The sequence below is a fragment of the Pseudomonadota bacterium genome (genome assembly GCA_023229365.1).
GTDB lineage: Bacteria > Myxococcota_A > Polyangia > JAAYKL01 > JAAYKL01 > JALNZK01.
Genome location: JALNZK010000139.1, coordinates 1 through 14,144 on the forward strand (window position 1 = coordinate 1; position 14,144 = coordinate 14,144).

Genomic DNA, 14,144 nt, shown 5'->3' on the forward strand with positions numbered 1-14,144 from the left:
TTTCAGATATTCTTGCCAATTCATCTTTTAATTCCTTAATCTCCTCTCTTAACTCTCTATTCACTAATCTCTGTATCTTTTGGTTAAAGTTAATTGTTCCAGTTAGGTCGTCAGTAATGTCAAAGAGGGTTTCTGTTTCTTCAAAAAGGTCGTGGATGGCTTCTTTGTCATCGTCTTCGATGTAATCTAACAAACCGCAAGTACAATGACAGTTATCCCATTCTTCTATGCTGTATTCATCTCCTTTGTCAGTATTTGACCTAACATATTTACAATTGTCCCAACTCATTGCTTCTTTATCAGCTTGGGCTTTGTATTCTAGGTATTCGGTTTTGTTCTCTAGGTATCCGTGATAATCGTAATACTCGTCTAGGGAAAGAACTACTCTTTCTTTTGTTATCCTATCTAAATGTTCTTTACATATTTTAAGTTTTTCATACTCTAATTCGTCTACCACTATATCCCCTTTATTTATTATCGCTATCATTTATCCTCCTTATTATTCACATTTATAGTTACCATTTGCCCGTACCCAAGTTTGAACCCTATGCCGAACAGACACCCAAAGACCATAACCTCTATCCCGATAAGTACCCCTATTAAAAATGTAATCATTTTTCCTCCAAATATGCTTTTAATATTGCTGTGTAATTTATCAAATCGGATAGAGTGTCAAAGATACTTTCGTCTTTTACCTGAGCCTCGTTGTCTATCAAACGGTTTATCCTCGAAACCTTGTCCATCATTCTAACCATAATCCCTCGTTCTACTGGTACGCCTACGGTTGTGCTTGTTCTGAAGTTAGCATAAGGGTCTTCGTTGCCAGCATAATCATGATTCTTCGCTACTGAGATTTCATAACATTTGTCAAATGTCTTTTTCATTGATTCGTGTAATTGGTTCATTGTACCCTCCCACAAGTAGTTGAATACCAAACGCCTGGGTTACAAGGATTATATGGCGTGGTTTGTGGTATTGTTATGGGAGTTACTGGATATGATTCTTTTATAGTTTCTCTTGTTGGGAATACTCTACCGCACCCCAAACAGATAACTTGGTCTGTCTGTTCAAAGTATTTTAGTTCCTTGTGTTTACATTCGTTGTACATCTTTCCTCCTTTTAGTTTTAGTTTTTGGAGGGGAGATTTTACCTCCCCGCCTCCTTTACCATTGATAGGCATAATACTTTTTGTCAAAAAATGGGATAAACTGTACCTTAACCGAGGTAAATATTCCTAACTCATTCTGTTTTACCCATAAAATACCTCCTCCTATATGGGCTTGTAATCTTTTCTTTCGCATAAATGGTGTTTGGTCTTCTGTGCAACCCATTTGAATCATGTGTACTTCTCTTGGGTATGCGTAATCGAGTTTGTGAAAGTGTCCGACTAAACAAATTGATGGCTTTTCGCCTCCTTGTAATGTTTCAACGTACTTCTGAGATGTGTAACTGGTGGCGTAACTTGAGCCACCGCCTGCGTGGATTACTCTTAATCTTGAACTTCCCCCTGCCTGAGTGTATTCGATGTCTTTTTCCATATACCCGAGGTGGATTAAGTCTGTTCTCCCTGCTCTTTTGGCCTCGTCTTCAATCTTTTGTCCGATATTGATGTGTTCCCTTTGAACGTACCAGCCTTCATGGTCATCGCCTGTTATAAATTCGGTTCTGATTCCCTCTCGTTTAGGCCATAGGTCTACAAAGTTCTGAACTTGGTCTTCGATTCCGTACTTGTAAATGTCGAACTTGTTGAATCTGGCTTCTCCGTCAATCATATTCCCGCCTTGGTAGACTACTTCTACCCCTTCAGCTTTGAATCTGTCGAATAAAGACTCTAGGACATCCATTCTTTCATACTTTGAGTTTATGTGGTTGTCTGCGGTAAATCCGATCGGATATTCTACTTCTTTGAATCTGGTAAAATCAATCGAGTGTTTTTCGGGTGGCTGTAATTCGTTGGAAAGTCTAACTCCGTCATTCACTACATCAAACAAGATACGTTGCTTTTTAAGCTCTTGGATTGCTTCTACTGCCTTTTGAGGTGCTACGTCAAAATGATTGGCAACTTCCACTACTGATAAGCGTTTGTTCTTGATGAGCTTCATTAGTTCTTCTTGCTGAATTACTCCTTTTCTGGGTTTTGATTGAGCATTGAGTCTCTTGTGCGGTTTTCCGTGTTTAGCTCCCCACTTTCTGATATACTCAGCCGAGTAACCTGTTTCCTGTGCCATCTCCTCGTAAGATGATGTTTCCCATAGTTTGTCAAGTAACGCCCATTTCTGTTTCATCGAAATCCCTCCTTCTTCCGATTTTTCCTCTATAATCTCCTCCTTCCGTTTAGTTATCTAAAAATGCTCTTTTCAATAGTTTTTCTTTATACCATTCGGGGAACCCTTTGGTTGCGGCTCTAAGAATATCCCCCTTAAACTCTCTATATAGGTAATTTTTGATGTTTTCCTCCTCCTCCGTCTCAACATCGATATTTATTTCTTTTAACAGTTTCCCAATATCTCTTGGTGAATTTTCTAACTCGTCTTTTTCTTTTAGGTGCTGTATCGCCTTATCCCATCTAGCTTCTGTTTTAAAAGAATCTACAAAAGTTTGCCATTTTCCTCTAGCGGTATATTCACTCCCCCAATTTTCTCGGTGTACTTCCTTAAACTGTTCCGATACATACTTTCCCATCATTATCGGAATTGGCTGTCCCCCCAGCAAGAAGGGTTGAGCGTAATTTTTAACCACTACTCCTTCTAGTTTGATTGTCTTTCCCTCTATCTCTTTTGACCCCAAAATACTTTCTATATCTAATAATTTTTTGAGTTCGTCTGGGGATTCTATTTTTCCACTAAATAGCAAGGGAACTGTCTCAATATCTATGTCGTCAGCATACTTTTTTAGTTCCTCATATTTGCTTACGAATTTTCCGCTAGATAATACTCCGAATAAAATAATGTTATGTCTAGGAACTCTGTTATATACCAGAACATTATGTTTCGGGTTGTCTAAAATCTCACAATAGTAAACAGTGTTATCGGGAAGCGTGCTTTCTATGCTTAGGACATAATCCATTCCCTTCCTGAACATCTTCTGCGGATTCCCTTCAAAAAGTTGAGCCCCTTTGCTTCTCATAAAGAACTCGCCATTTACTTTTCCAAATGAGAATTGGCTACCATCTATTTTTTCTGTTACCTCTACCTCGTCAAGAAATAACCTACTAACAAAGTCTGTCCCTACTGCAAATATTTTTGGGAATGATTGTATCATTTTTTCTCCTTTTAATTATTAAATTGGTGGCGGGTAGCAGAGTCGAACTGCTTACGCTGGCTTATGAGGCCAGAATGTTACCGTTACACTCACCCGCTAAATGGTGCGTGATGATGGATTCGAACCACCGTAATCTTGCGATAAGTGGGTTACAGCCACTCTCCTTTAACCACTCGGACAATCACGCAGAAGTGAGCAGTTATCGGTTCCCCAACAACTGCTTTTTACCGTGAATATTGTAAATTCACGCCATAACTGTTTTCGAACTTGTAAGGATTTCTTACAAGTTCAATTAGTCCATATTGGAGGACAGATACTGCATCTCTCTAATCCACTTGTACCAGTGGACGCAAGGTCTGTTACACTTTAGGTAGGTTTCTTGGTCAGCGAGGCGACAGGTTTTACAAATGAGTTTTGTTTTCCAGTCGTACACTGATATATTCCCCTCCTTTTACGCAGATTCTCAGAAAGTAACAGCAGTCGCAGTAAGATACCTTTCTCCGACAATGAGTATCGAAAAATTGGTGAAACTCTCTGTGGTCTTTAGAACAGAGTTTTACTTGGACTTTGCGTTCTGCTTTTGTAGGGTGATTACGCTTAGGCCAATGGTAATGGTGTTTAGTTAGTCGTGGTTCGATTTTCCCGCAAAGGATACACTGCACATTAAACACCTCCGAAGTAGAGAACTCCCTTAACCGTGGTAAAGACTGGGATCTTGTGCTTGATTGCAAATGCGACTTCTTTGTCGGCTCCGCTTGATTCACCTGGTATTCTTAGAATACAATCACAGGCTAGGAGCCATTCGAGGTCATAGGCGAGCCATTCTTCATACCCTCTTGGACTTAGGAAGTGCCAGAAGTGATTGAGGTGAGGTATGAATGGAATTACGCCTTTGTCGAGAAGTTCGTCAGCTACTAGAATAGCTTTTCTAGAATTCTCGGCGGGGTCTGGGTTGGTGTACGGACCGCTAATGAAGCATTTTTTCATTTAAATCCCCTCCAATATATTTTTTCATATCCCGATAGCAGGGAAGGATGTCCCCAGTAGCACGCCGTCAAAGCGACTCTCTGAGGTCTTTTAGACTGCTTCGTGTAAGGCGTATTAGACGTGTTGTTCCAGTGACCGAATCAAACCCTGGCACAAAATACACAATCGTTTGTGAAACGCACCGTCTGAGATTTTCAACTCTAGTAATGCTACGGGCAGAGAACACTACTCTCTGCTTGCGACCTATCTTACGCTTAGGCTAACGCCCTCCCTACTAACGAGATATGAAAGTTTAATGTACTTGAGATTACTCTCACTTATTGGGGGATATATCTTGCCTGATTCCGTGGATAAGGGCTAACGCTCCGAACCGTCAATCTCAGCACCCCCATAGGTGAGGATAATGTTTAGGACATTAAGCCTCTCTTTCTTGGTCTAGTAGGGCGAGAACTTGTTCTTTTAATCTTCTACCGCTTCCACCACCAGATACATCAATCTTTTTTATCTTCTTTTTTAGGTTATCTATATATTGTTGCTTGGATATTGGGTCTTTAATCTCTACATCATAATCTCGGCTGTGTAATCCGCATTTTTCACAAATGATTCCGAAACTGTGGTCGCATAGACCTTGCTTAAAAGACTTGTTTAATGATTCTGGTATTTCTATTCCTTTGCTCATTTCTCCTCCAAGGTGGTTAATACATCGTCTATGAGTGCTATTTCACTTGAGTTCATCCTTAATATGTTTCTGCGTTTATATTCCAATACCTTTTCCCTCATCTGGGCTTGTTGGGTGGAGAGGGCTTCTTCTAATTCTGTTTCTGTATATAATTTAGTCCAACCTTTTTTCATTTTCCCCCCAAATTTAGTTCAGATTTAATTCTTTGAAACTCGCAAGGACCTTCAATTCCCATAAAGAAGTTTCCGCATTTAACACACTGATAACCACCTAGCTCATCGCTTCCTTGAAGTATGTGTGTATGACTCTTCTCACTACCACGAGGGTATTTCTTCTCTTGCTCTTCTAGTAGTTCATATAGTTTTAGGGAGACTGCTTTCCCTCGCTTATCTATTGTTTTCCAAGTGTCACCCATAAACTCAAAGTCTATTTGAACTCCAGCGATTGCCATAGTAGCAACTCGTAGTCTTTCTCTCTTGATAAATTGGTCAAACTCATCTTGATTTTCAAAGTCAATAATCCGTGGGATTATCTCGTCTATCTTTATCCAGTTTCTATTTAATACCCCTATCTTTGTCTCTACGGATAACTTTTTCATTTATGTACCTCCGCATGATGTTGGCGGCAGAGCCACGCAACATTTAGCTTATTTAGTTTATCGTACCCATTCCAGTGGTGGGCGACGACTTTTTTATCCGACCCACAGATAAAGCAATTTTCTTTTACCAGTTTCCCTTTTACGAGAGCCTGATACACAGTCGAATGAGCATTTATTTTATCTCGATGCTCTTTTTTATACTTCAACGATTTTTCCCTACGTATTTGAAGATGCTCTTCATCTAGTCCCTTTTTATATTCGGATATCTGGAGGATGAGACACTTCTTACACCTAGCTCTGCGAAGGTAGAAATCGCATAGGGGCTTACTTTCTCCACAGGAGGTACAAGTTTTCGTGCTTACCTGTTGGTCTATTGGTTCTATCATTTGTCCTCCCAAAAGTTATTTTCATAAAAGTTGTGCCTATCCTTCATATCTTTGCTTAGACTGAGAATCGGCATTACCACATAAGTCAATAAACTAAAAACTGCGAATGGCGTTAGTATAATTATTAATGTTGTTTTCATCTTTCCTCCTCCTTCTCTGACTCAATTAAGAGTTTTGTTAACAATTTTGGCATATATCCTTCTTCTTCTAGGGACAAAAGAATGTGTTTCGGGGTAAGATTCGACAAGTTAATTTTGTTTCTTTCTTCTTCCCCATCAACAACATAAATTCCATCAAGTAAGCGGTGAAGATTGTTATGGAAATGACCATGGATATTCAAATCCCACTCCGAAGACTCTCTTAGAGGTAGGTGTGAAAAGATAACCTTGTTTCCCCCAAACTCGAGTGTAATACTTTCGCACACACTATCCCAACCGTGAGAGAGATACCACCCGTAACTCTTACCGTCATGGTTTCCTCTGGTAAGAACCTTTTTACACCTAAGTTTGGACAACCTTTCATGAACCTCGGCATCCTTTCCGATACAGACATCTCCTAGATGGATGAGTAAATCGTCTTCTCTAATAACATCTAAACCCTTCCAGATACGAACATTGAAATCTTCGGGTCTTCCACAATACTCAACCATCTTATCGTGATTGAAGTGAGTGTCAGTTATAATCCATATATTCATCTCTCCTCCTTCCCTGATTCAAACATTTATTACTATTACTAATCCGAGTCCTAAAACTGCGAATGTCGCTACTATCTGGTTATCATCATTCCGTGTGCTTGACACTTCTACGAGGATAAATTCCGTGCTTCCTAGTGTTCTCCAGTTGTTGAAAAATACTATTGCCATCTTATCTCTCCTCCTTCTCTGACTTCAGAGAGGTTATTCTTATTTCGTGACCTAAATCTTGATAACTGACTGATTCAGATACCTTAACCATAGCCCTCGCCAATATTTCGTCACGCTTTCCATCTAGGCGTTTCTTGGCATCTTCAATAATCAAGTCAAGTTCTACTTCTAGTTGATGGTCTATCGCAACTTTCAACCAGTTTGGTAATTCACCTTTAGCTATTTTAGTTGTTGCCATCTCTCTCCTCCTTCTCTGACTCAAGCTCAAACCTTATTTGTTCCATTGCGGCTAAATAACCACAATTCCACTCTTTATCAAATTGTTTAGAAGATTCTATCCAACTGTCTATCTTCTTCAATACTTCGTTTTTGTAAGTTGCGATTGATTTTTGTTTTTTGTTTTGGTTTTCTATCTTAAAGCCTAATGCGGCGAGAAAATCAGGTAATTGAGATTTTTTAAGCGGTTTTATTCCGCCTTTTCCATAAAATTTTGCACTGTCTAATTCAGCGCCACAAAGGTTAGCGCCACAAAGGTTAGCGCCACAAAGGTTAGCGCCACAAAGGTTAGCGTCACGAAGGTCAGCGTCACGAAGGTCAGCGTCACGAAGGTTAGCGTCACGAAGGTTAGCGTCACAAAGGTTAGCGTCACGTAGGTCAGCGTCACGAAGGTCAGCGTCACGTAGGTCAGCGCCATTATCTACCGCTTCCAATATTGCCTCTCGTTTAGTCTCTTTTTCTGATTCGTAAATGGCTACTCCCGTAAGCCAGTGACAGAGAGTGATTTTGGTTTTCTCTTTTTTATTCTTATTGTCTATTTCGTTGATATATTTCTTCACGTCTTCTAGGTTTTCTATTACTTGGTCTTTTGTTAGTTTCATTTCTCCTCCTTCTCTGACTCAAACTTTAACGCTATGTATTTAAATAAACATCTTTGATGGTAGTATTTTTTATGGTTACCATATCTATCTGTTGCATAACTAAACGATGGGTTGCTCCTTAGGTTCCATAAGCTACCTCCACAATATCTACATACCTCCATCTTATTCCTCCTTCTCTGACTTCATATCGTTGATTAGTTGTTCAAGGTCAGATAAAGCACTGTTATAAGCGAATACTTCTCTGACATCAACAACATTTCCGTCGTCATAACCACCCCAAGTCTTCCATATCTTATTCATCTTCTCTAGCACTTCGTTTAGAGTGTCTTGGCGGGACTTAGAGACAAGTCTCATAAGTTTTTCTATTTCTTTTTCCATAACTATTATTCCTCCTTTAGTTTTTTTACCATTGACTTTAGTTGTTTTCTTATCTCTATCCAATCCCTCTTGGGTCGTGGGTTCTTGCTGTAGTTATATGCCATTTCTTTCATTTTGTCGTATCTACCAGGGAAGGCTTCTTCTAGCCACCTTGTGAACTCTACAGGGTTTTGGTGGGCTGATTTTGCCCCCATCGAGTGACATCCTGCACATAGGCATAGTAAATTAAAAGGCTCAGCAGCAGTACCGCTATAAGTAACGGGCATGATGTGAGCCCCATGCATTTGTGATTCGTATTTAGTTTTACCGCATTTCTCACAGGTCCAATTAGCCAATATCTTTACATACAATTTAGCTTCATCTACTGCCAAGTCTTTTAATGTCTTTGCCACTTCCCCTCCTCTTATAGATATTCAGCGACAAGCGAGCACGGACAGAACTCGCTGTATCGCCACAATACTAGGTACGATACTCAGGGGTCGACTCCTTTGTATCGCTGGATACCTATAAAATGGGCTGACTCTATTGCGACATTAAACTAACCTGCTTTCAAATGGTTAGCACCCTCTTATTTATTTTTTCAATCTTCTTGGTCTACTTTGGTCTAATACTCCTAATACTGTATAGAAGGCAAATGCCCACATCAGTAATATCATATTGTCCTTTCGTTAGGTTGATAAAAGGGGTTTTAAGCGTTCACTGCGTTCTCCCCAAGATTCCCCCTTGTCCCTGTAGTGAAACTTTAGATCGTAGACTTTATTCAGCCTGTCTGATATTCCTATTATGGTAGGTATATCCCGACCGTAAGTTTCTATGCATTTTTTTAGGTCTGGTCTTATCGTAACCTTTACCCTCATTCTCTCCCCTCTTTGTTCGTTTAATTATACACTAATTATCGGATAAGTCAAGAGTTTTCCCACTCCCTAAGGTATTTTGTCCAATCTGACGATGGTATGTCTTTTTTAAAAAGTCGCTCTACTGATTTTTCCCCATATTTACTTACGAGAGAGTTTATATAAGCGGTTGGGTTGTCGATATTGGGGATACTCTCTTCTACACATTTGACAAGTTTTTTATACCACTCACTAGTGTTATATTTATTATTAACACTTGTATTATTATATACGCATTTTTGCGTAGGGGGGGTTTGCGGTTTTTGCGTATCCCCCTTGCGGTTTTTGCGTAAGGGTATGGGCTTAATTGTTATTTGCCTTTTGTAATTATCCTCAACCACAGAATGGATATAGTTTAACTCTTCTAATTTAGATATCACCCTAGAGACTTGGGACTGAGAAATACCAAAATTATCTGAGAAATACTTATTTGAAGCCCAACAGACCCCAGTTTTGTTGCTTAGGGCAGTTATTTCTCCATATATTAACTTAGCGGTGCTAGATATTCTTTTGTCGTACCTTACCTCCGAAATAATGACAGCATAATAATTCGGTTTTTCTTGTTCTTCCACCCTCTTTACCCCCATTCTTTTATAAAAGAGCCATCTACGGTGCATCGTAAACGGCTCTCAAATAACAAGTATGCACCCTTCCTAACTATAGTAATGTTAGCATAAGTGTTTACAAATTAGAATAGTAAAGTTTTCCACAGTTTTAGAAAGGGATATCGTCAATATTTACCTTGTTTATTTCTTCCTTACTGACTATCGAATTTGGCTTGTAGTCTGAGAGTAATCCTAGAGCTTCAGCAGCATCTTCGTCCATTAGAATATCATAATCAGGCATATTCTCTGCCTTTTTATCTGTTTTTCTGAATATAGCACCATACGAACCGTTGTTGTATTTTACCGAGATATATTTTAGCCCATTAGCTGACTCTTTGATCCACCCTGCACCTATTTTAGCTGATTTTTTCTTTTCCATTTTTACTCCTTATATTCCTAAATCTTTATTATTCTGTTGAACAACTTTGTTACTCACCTTATTGCCGTCATCATCTTCATCTGCAGCAATTCCTAAGATAGCTGACCAAGCATATCTCTTAAAATAAGTGAAAGCCGATCCGTAATCTTGGGGATTTGTTTCGGTTTTAGTCGCTAAGGTAGCTGTTTCTTCAATGACTTCGCCTGATTCGTGAATCAAAGTAGTTTTTAGAGCTATCTTGCCGTCAACATTGCTAATTTGCTGAGTAATTCCAAACCCATTCTTACCCATTATTGGTAAGGTATCGTCAACTAGGGTGTCAAAAGTAATATATTTACTCTTAAAGAACGGATTATCTGCCTCTTTTTTTATTCTTGGTAGTTCTTGTTGCATTTTGATAAATGCTTTTGCAAATTCTGTTTTCATTACGCCTCCTTTATCTTATTAACAATCTTTGTTAGTGATTTTATCTCTCTTATGTGGTATTCCATCATAGGTTCTAAAATATACACATCTTCTTCACTCTTAATTACGTCTATACAGGTCAAGGAAAAGAAAATGTTCAGATAGTTTTCTCCCGCCTCTCTTTGTAGTTGTAAGCCTAATGTGGCGAGAGCTTTCGGGAACTCTATCGCCCTAAATTCGCTGCCTTCCCAGCCGTATGTCACATTTTCGGTTCTTAATGCTATTCCTGCTACTGTCATTGTTTTATCCTTTTTACTATCTTTTCATTATTTACTATATACTTTAATTGGTCTAGCGTTAGGGTTATCCAATCGTCTTCACCATTAAAAAGACCCAATAATTCCCTAACTTCTCGGTCTGTGAATGGTAGTTTTTTTTCACGCATATTACCCCTTTCTATTTCTTTCGTTTTCAACATCGCTATTAGTTGACCTTGATTTCCACGCTGGGGATCTCTTGTACGCCTTCTTTAAATTATTGAGAATTTCCCTTTGGTTTCTATCTAGTGATTCTAAATCCCCAACACTTATCGGATTATTTTCAGATGTTTTTTCCAAAACTCTGTTAAAAGCGTCCCAATCACCTGAACCGCCACTTGTTTTTCCCTTTAGATACCTGTCTATCTGCTTGTCCATCTCTTTGAGCATTAGCTGGGTGACTTCTACTGGGTCTAATCCATCAATTTCCTGACTCCATTCAATCGTTATCGGTTCAAATTGAGCCACTTGTTTCGTTCTTTTTACTGTTATTACCATTACTTCTCCTTGTTGTATTCGTTTACCAAATCAAACAGGACATCAGACATCGTTTTCCCATTGTCCTCGCACTTCTTTTTGAACTTTTTAATGTTTTCTCTTCTGACTTTGTTTTGACCAGCTGAAGCTGATAAAATCTCTTTTGTTTCCATAATTCTCCTTTCCTATTATAGCACATTACTATAATATTTACCAGTGTTTACTACCTCTTTTCTACTAATTTTAGACATTCTTCGCAAAGGTCTTTTTCTCCTTCGGTATCATTGCCACAATTCACGCATTTTTTAGACATAGTCCACCCCCTCAACCTGTATACCTTCGTCTCCGTCTGCTGGACTGTTTGCTTCTTCCCAATCAACGAGGCATTTTGCAGAACAGAACAGTCTATCGTCTGATGGTTCGTCTGTGAGTCCCCAACCTAAATCGTTTTCGGGTATTCCTTTACCGCAAGAATCACATTTTTCTCCTGTTATTGCGTCTAATGGTTTTTGCCATTCTCCTCTTCCAAGTAGCTCGTCAAACTTCTTTTCTATCGGATCTCTTTCTTTTTCTATATTCTCTAGTTTATGTAATTGTTCCTCTAACCCTTCCATTGAATAACTTGAGATTTGACCGATAACTATTCCATTGTTGAGGATTTGTGCCTTATATTCAATCATTTTATCTCCTTATAATTGGTTAAGTATTTGTTCTCCGTACATTTTTCGGTTTCCCTCTATTCCATACCGTTCATACCCTTCAATGTTAGCTAGAAGCTCATAAGGACTCGCTGTTGCGTCTTTTAACACTTCGGCTAGGTTTCTATGGCTTCCTGCATCTCTCGGCATCTCAACATTCAAAGCCCACTCAATTTGTTCTTTTAAGTCGCAAGGCATATCATATCTTCTATTTGGATGCCATTGTCCCAATCCTAGAGCTAATCCACCATCTCCGTAATTCCCACAAGGTATTAAGTGGCTTTCGGCAATGAAATTCCCTGTAAGGTAAGCCGTGCCTTGTTTTGTAAGCCCATTTTCTTGTAAGATTCCCACAACTTCATTGATTCTCTCAACACTTACGGCTGAATGCGGTGAGGTTTCAACCGCCCATTTTTCAATCTTCACTTCTTGTGCTACAGCAATCGGTTCTTGAATCACTATCGGCTGAGGCTGTTCTATTTTTTGATAGAACAGCCCACCGATTACAAGCACCACAATAATTGCGTATGCTTTTTCCATTTATTTTTGCCCTTTGATTAAGTCTGCTATCGCATAAACTCCAATTACTCCACCGCAAATCATTTTACCAATTTCTGGTAAGTTGATATACCCAACTAGGTCAAGTCCGCCTGCAATCATAACAAGTGACAACGCTACGATTACGGTTGCTTTAGATTGTCTAGCTACTGTATTTCCTATTGTTTTAATTTCCATTTTTCACCTCCTCTCCATATTCTTTGACTGATTGTATTTCCTCGTCTTGAAAATCTATATCTATCGACTTGTCTGCATCATATTCTCCATTTAAAAACTTTTCTCTTGCTTCTTCTTCTGTTTCTGCCCAAACCTCCGTGTCTGTCCAGCATGTAGTTGTGGATGTTATTGTCCAATTTTTCATTTTCCCCATTATTTACCCCCTTTCAAGTAGTTTTTAATCTCTGCGTCTGTTAAATTGTGCATCAATTCTTTCAATTCTCTTTTTCTGTCTTCTCTTTTCTCTGCCCTAAACATACATTCAGGACTACAAAATCCTAGCGTGTGTGCTTGGTCGTTCATAGTCTTTACTTTCCCTTCATTTTTGTAGTTTTTACCGCATTGAAAACAATGTTCTTTCATTTTATCCTTCTTTCTCGCTGTTAAGCGTTTATTTATTTTTAATTGCTTGCTCAATACTTTGCTCCATTGTTTGATTATTTTGCCAGCTTAAAAGCGTTCTATTTACTTCCAAGCCCATTATAATCACGATTATTACTAGGATTATTGTTAAGATGTTTTTCATATTCTCCTTTCTCTTTTTAATAACTCACTATGGCAAGGGATTCGGCAATTTGTTCTGTTTCTAGCTAGTCAGCAAACATTTTGCCTCCTCAGCCCTTGCCTTAGTCAGTCATTAACTTTTAATAACTCATATAGATATAACACGCTTGACGCAATTTGAAGCGGTTAAACTCTTCCGAAGCTTCGGATCTCACGAAGCACTTGGTTGCGTTTGTTATACCTGTATCAGTTATTAATCTTCGGTTTTAACCTCTTTTACAGTCAATAGTTTAAGTTCTCCAAGCGACCAATCCCGTTGAAATCGCCCTCAAAGTCCGAAGTAGTCTATTTAATTGTTAAGGTTCTCTAGGATCAATATAGTTTACAGGCTTGTTTTAACACTTTATACTTTATTTATTCTAGCGTTGTGTTTCGCTATATCCTGCTTGCTATATTGTTAATGTCCTGTATTGTCTTTGCTATGGTGTAATTTTCTCACACTATCAATAGCTTGTCAAGTGTTTTATTGTCATTTGCTATAAATTAGCTATAAATAACTTATAATAACCATAAACAATTATATATTTCAAAAGCAATTAACCCCCTATAAACAATAACCCCTAATAAGTACATAACAATAAAAGCATACTATTAATACTCTATTATATAAGATCATTGCCTGGTAACTAGTAAACGCAGCAATGAATAGTCAAATGAATTTCAAAAGACAATGAACCCTCTTATAAGCCATTACAGTAAGGCTATAAGCTCATTAAAGGGTATTAAGGTGTAGTCAATACGTTCTTAAAGGTGGTTAATTATGTCAATTAGGAGTCCCCTTCTCTCGATCTATGCAATAAATGATACATAGTGGCTTACACAAGCCAAAGCACACATAGTCGTCCAATGTATATTGTGCGACACAGTTTCAAGATCATTCTCCCACTATAAAGCATATAGAAGCGTATTTAAGCACAAAGTATACTCAAAGTGTACACTATACAGGCACGGGGAGGGGTATGCATCTGTGCTTGGGTGGGGCTGTTCTTACTATAAGGGCAGT

Annotated in this window: 24 protein-coding genes and 2 tRNA genes; all 26 read right to left on the minus strand. The window is 38.6% G+C overall.

The window, feature by feature from the left end; all coding sequences use genetic code 11:
• Positions 1–487 (minus strand): hypothetical protein (locus M0R80_27610; protein ID MCK9463406.1); only part of this gene is annotated, 487 nt, incomplete at its 3' end.
• A gap of 124 nt (positions 488–611) precedes the next feature.
• The gene (locus M0R80_27615; GenBank protein MCK9463407.1) at positions 612–905 is read right to left on the minus strand and encodes a nucleotide modification associated domain-containing protein; all 294 of its coding nucleotides are present in this window, start codon (positions 903–905) and stop codon (positions 612–614) included.
• 258 nt (positions 906–1,163) lie between these two features.
• Entirely contained in the window at positions 1,164–2,285 is a 1,122-nt protein-coding gene (locus tag M0R80_27620; protein ID MCK9463408.1) for a hypothetical protein, read from the minus strand.
• 49 nt (positions 2,286–2,334) lie between these two features.
• Positions 2,335–3,261 (minus strand): RNA ligase family protein, encoded by a 927-nt coding sequence (locus tag M0R80_27625; protein MCK9463409.1) that lies wholly within the window; start codon positions 3,259–3,261, stop codon positions 2,335–2,337.
• A gap of 24 nt (positions 3,262–3,285) precedes the next feature.
• Positions 3,286–3,359, minus strand: a tRNA-Met gene (locus tag M0R80_27630).
• Between the two features lie 3 nt (positions 3,360–3,362).
• Positions 3,363–3,448, minus strand: a tRNA-Tyr gene (locus M0R80_27635).
• Positions 3,449–3,924: 476 nt separating this feature from the next.
• Entirely contained in the window at positions 3,925–4,248 is a 324-nt protein-coding gene (locus M0R80_27640) for a hypothetical protein (GenBank protein ID MCK9463410.1), read from the minus strand.
• A gap of 415 nt (positions 4,249–4,663) precedes the next feature.
• Complete coding sequence (locus M0R80_27645) at positions 4,664–4,927, minus strand: hypothetical protein (GenBank protein MCK9463411.1); 264 nt, start codon at positions 4,925–4,927, stop codon at positions 4,664–4,666.
• Positions 4,924–5,100, minus strand: a complete 177-nt coding sequence (locus M0R80_27650; GenBank protein ID MCK9463412.1) for a hypothetical protein — start codon at positions 5,098–5,100, stop codon at positions 4,924–4,926. Before M0R80_27650 ends, M0R80_27645 begins: the two co-directional genes overlap by 4 nt.
• On the minus strand, positions 5,097–5,525 hold the full coding sequence (locus M0R80_27655) for a hypothetical protein (GenBank protein ID MCK9463413.1): 429 nt from the start codon (positions 5,523–5,525) through the stop codon (positions 5,097–5,099). The genes M0R80_27650 and M0R80_27655 overlap by 4 nt, the downstream gene beginning before the upstream one ends.
• Positions 5,526–6,047: 522 nt before the next feature.
• Positions 6,048–6,605, minus strand: a complete 558-nt coding sequence (locus tag M0R80_27660; GenBank protein MCK9463414.1) for a metallophosphoesterase — start codon at positions 6,603–6,605, stop codon at positions 6,048–6,050.
• Positions 6,606–6,774: 169 nt separating this feature from the next.
• Positions 6,775–7,011: a hypothetical protein gene (locus M0R80_27665; protein MCK9463415.1), complete on the minus strand. Its 237-nt coding sequence runs from the start codon at positions 7,009–7,011 to the stop codon at positions 6,775–6,777.
• Positions 6,998–7,651: a pentapeptide repeat-containing protein gene (locus M0R80_27670; GenBank protein MCK9463416.1), complete on the minus strand. Its 654-nt coding sequence runs from the start codon at positions 7,649–7,651 to the stop codon at positions 6,998–7,000. Before M0R80_27670 ends, M0R80_27665 begins: the two co-directional genes overlap by 14 nt.
• A 162-nt stretch (positions 7,652–7,813) precedes the next feature.
• Positions 7,814–8,029: a hypothetical protein gene (locus M0R80_27675; GenBank protein MCK9463417.1), complete on the minus strand. Its 216-nt coding sequence runs from the start codon at positions 8,027–8,029 to the stop codon at positions 7,814–7,816.
• Between the two features lie 5 nt (positions 8,030–8,034).
• Positions 8,035–8,421 carry an HNH endonuclease gene (locus tag M0R80_27680; protein ID MCK9463418.1) on the minus strand — a complete coding sequence of 129 codons (387 nt, stop codon included), beginning with the start codon at positions 8,419–8,421 and terminating at the stop codon, positions 8,035–8,037.
• Between the two features lie 512 nt (positions 8,422–8,933).
• Positions 8,934–9,494, minus strand: a complete 561-nt coding sequence (locus M0R80_27685; protein MCK9463419.1) for a helix-turn-helix domain-containing protein — start codon at positions 9,492–9,494, stop codon at positions 8,934–8,936.
• A gap of 142 nt (positions 9,495–9,636) precedes the next feature.
• A complete protein-coding gene (locus tag M0R80_27690) occupies positions 9,637–9,906 on the minus strand; it encodes a hypothetical protein (protein MCK9463420.1) in 270 nt (89 codons plus the stop codon).
• 9 nt (positions 9,907–9,915) lie between these two features.
• Positions 9,916–10,332: an ERF family protein gene (locus tag M0R80_27695; GenBank protein MCK9463421.1), complete on the minus strand. Its 417-nt coding sequence runs from the start codon at positions 10,330–10,332 to the stop codon at positions 9,916–9,918.
• Positions 10,332–10,610: a hypothetical protein gene (locus M0R80_27700; GenBank protein ID MCK9463422.1), complete on the minus strand. Its 279-nt coding sequence runs from the start codon at positions 10,608–10,610 to the stop codon at positions 10,332–10,334. Before M0R80_27700 ends, M0R80_27695 begins: the two co-directional genes overlap by 1 nt.
• Before the next feature lie 147 nt (positions 10,611–10,757).
• A complete protein-coding gene (locus tag M0R80_27705) occupies positions 10,758–11,126 on the minus strand; it encodes a hypothetical protein (GenBank protein MCK9463423.1) in 369 nt (122 codons plus the stop codon).
• Positions 11,126–11,278, minus strand: coding sequence for a hypothetical protein (locus M0R80_27710; protein MCK9463424.1), 153 nt, complete (start codon positions 11,276–11,278; stop codon positions 11,126–11,128). The genes M0R80_27705 and M0R80_27710 overlap by 1 nt, the downstream gene beginning before the upstream one ends.
• A gap of 132 nt (positions 11,279–11,410) precedes the next feature.
• A complete protein-coding gene (locus tag M0R80_27715; GenBank protein MCK9463425.1) occupies positions 11,411–11,785 on the minus strand; it encodes a hypothetical protein in 375 nt (124 codons plus the stop codon).
• A 9-nt stretch (positions 11,786–11,794) separates the two neighbouring features.
• Positions 11,795–12,343 carry a phage tail tip lysozyme gene (locus M0R80_27720; GenBank protein ID MCK9463426.1) on the minus strand — a complete coding sequence of 183 codons (549 nt, stop codon included), beginning with the start codon at positions 12,341–12,343 and terminating at the stop codon, positions 11,795–11,797.
• Positions 12,344–12,538, minus strand: coding sequence for a hypothetical protein (locus M0R80_27725; protein ID MCK9463427.1), 195 nt, complete (start codon positions 12,536–12,538; stop codon positions 12,344–12,346).
• The gene (locus tag M0R80_27730) at positions 12,528–12,731 is read right to left on the minus strand and encodes a hypothetical protein (protein ID MCK9463428.1); all 204 of its coding nucleotides are present in this window, start codon (positions 12,729–12,731) and stop codon (positions 12,528–12,530) included. Before M0R80_27730 ends, M0R80_27725 begins: the two co-directional genes overlap by 11 nt.
• Positions 12,731–12,994 carry a hypothetical protein gene (locus M0R80_27735; protein MCK9463429.1) on the minus strand — a complete coding sequence of 88 codons (264 nt, stop codon included), beginning with the start codon at positions 12,992–12,994 and terminating at the stop codon, positions 12,731–12,733. The genes M0R80_27730 and M0R80_27735 overlap by 1 nt, the downstream gene beginning before the upstream one ends.
• Positions 12,995–14,144 lie beyond the last annotated feature (1,150 nt).

Bases quoted from the DNA above. Each gene is read 5' to 3' on its own strand.
- M0R80_27695 (MCK9463421.1), bottom strand. From the start codon at position 10,332: ATGAAAACAGAATTTGCAAAAGCATTTATCAAAATGCAACAAGAACTA.
- M0R80_27715 (MCK9463425.1), bottom strand. From the start codon at position 11,785: ATGATTGAATATAAGGCACAAATCCTCAACAATGGAATAGTTATCGGT.
- M0R80_27725 (MCK9463427.1), bottom strand. From the start codon at position 12,538: ATGGAAATTAAAACAATAGGAAATACAGTAGCTAGACAATCTAAAGCA.
- M0R80_27670 (MCK9463416.1), bottom strand. From the start codon at position 7,651: ATGAAACTAACAAAAGACCAAGTAATAGAAAACCTAGAAGACGTGAAG.
- M0R80_27700 (MCK9463422.1), bottom strand. From the start codon at position 10,610: ATGACAGTAGCAGGAATAGCATTAAGAACCGAAAATGTGACATACGGC.
- M0R80_27710 (MCK9463424.1), bottom strand. From the start codon at position 11,278: ATGGAAACAAAAGAGATTTTATCAGCTTCAGCTGGTCAAAACAAAGTC.
- M0R80_27665 (MCK9463415.1), bottom strand. From the start codon at position 7,011: ATGGCAACAACTAAAATAGCTAAAGGTGAATTACCAAACTGGTTGAAA.
- M0R80_27645 (MCK9463411.1), bottom strand. From the start codon at position 4,927: ATGAGCAAAGGAATAGAAATACCAGAATCATTAAACAAGTCTTTTAAG.
- M0R80_27625 (MCK9463409.1), bottom strand. From the start codon at position 3,261: ATGATACAATCATTCCCAAAAATATTTGCAGTAGGGACAGACTTTGTT.
- M0R80_27620 (MCK9463408.1), bottom strand. From the start codon at position 2,285: ATGAAACAGAAATGGGCGTTACTTGACAAACTATGGGAAACATCATCT.
- M0R80_27655 (MCK9463413.1), bottom strand. From the start codon at position 5,525: ATGAAAAAGTTATCCGTAGAGACAAAGATAGGGGTATTAAATAGAAAC.
- M0R80_27640 (MCK9463410.1), bottom strand. From the start codon at position 4,248: ATGAAAAAATGCTTCATTAGCGGTCCGTACACCAACCCAGACCCCGCC.
- M0R80_27675 (MCK9463417.1), bottom strand. From the start codon at position 8,029: ATGGAAAAAGAAATAGAAAAACTTATGAGACTTGTCTCTAAGTCCCGC.
- M0R80_27615 (MCK9463407.1), bottom strand. From the start codon at position 905: ATGAACCAATTACACGAATCAATGAAAAAGACATTTGACAAATGTTAT.
- M0R80_27720 (MCK9463426.1), bottom strand. From the start codon at position 12,343: ATGGAAAAAGCATACGCAATTATTGTGGTGCTTGTAATCGGTGGGCTG.
- M0R80_27730 (MCK9463428.1), bottom strand. From the start codon at position 12,731: ATGGGGAAAATGAAAAATTGGACAATAACATCCACAACTACATGCTGG.
- M0R80_27705 (MCK9463423.1), bottom strand. From the start codon at position 11,126: ATGGTAATAACAGTAAAAAGAACGAAACAAGTGGCTCAATTTGAACCG.
- M0R80_27660 (MCK9463414.1), bottom strand. From the start codon at position 6,605: ATGAATATATGGATTATAACTGACACTCACTTCAATCACGATAAGATG.
- M0R80_27690 (MCK9463420.1), bottom strand. From the start codon at position 9,906: ATGGAAAAGAAAAAATCAGCTAAAATAGGTGCAGGGTGGATCAAAGAG.
- M0R80_27650 (MCK9463412.1), bottom strand. From the start codon at position 5,100: ATGAAAAAAGGTTGGACTAAATTATATACAGAAACAGAATTAGAAGAA.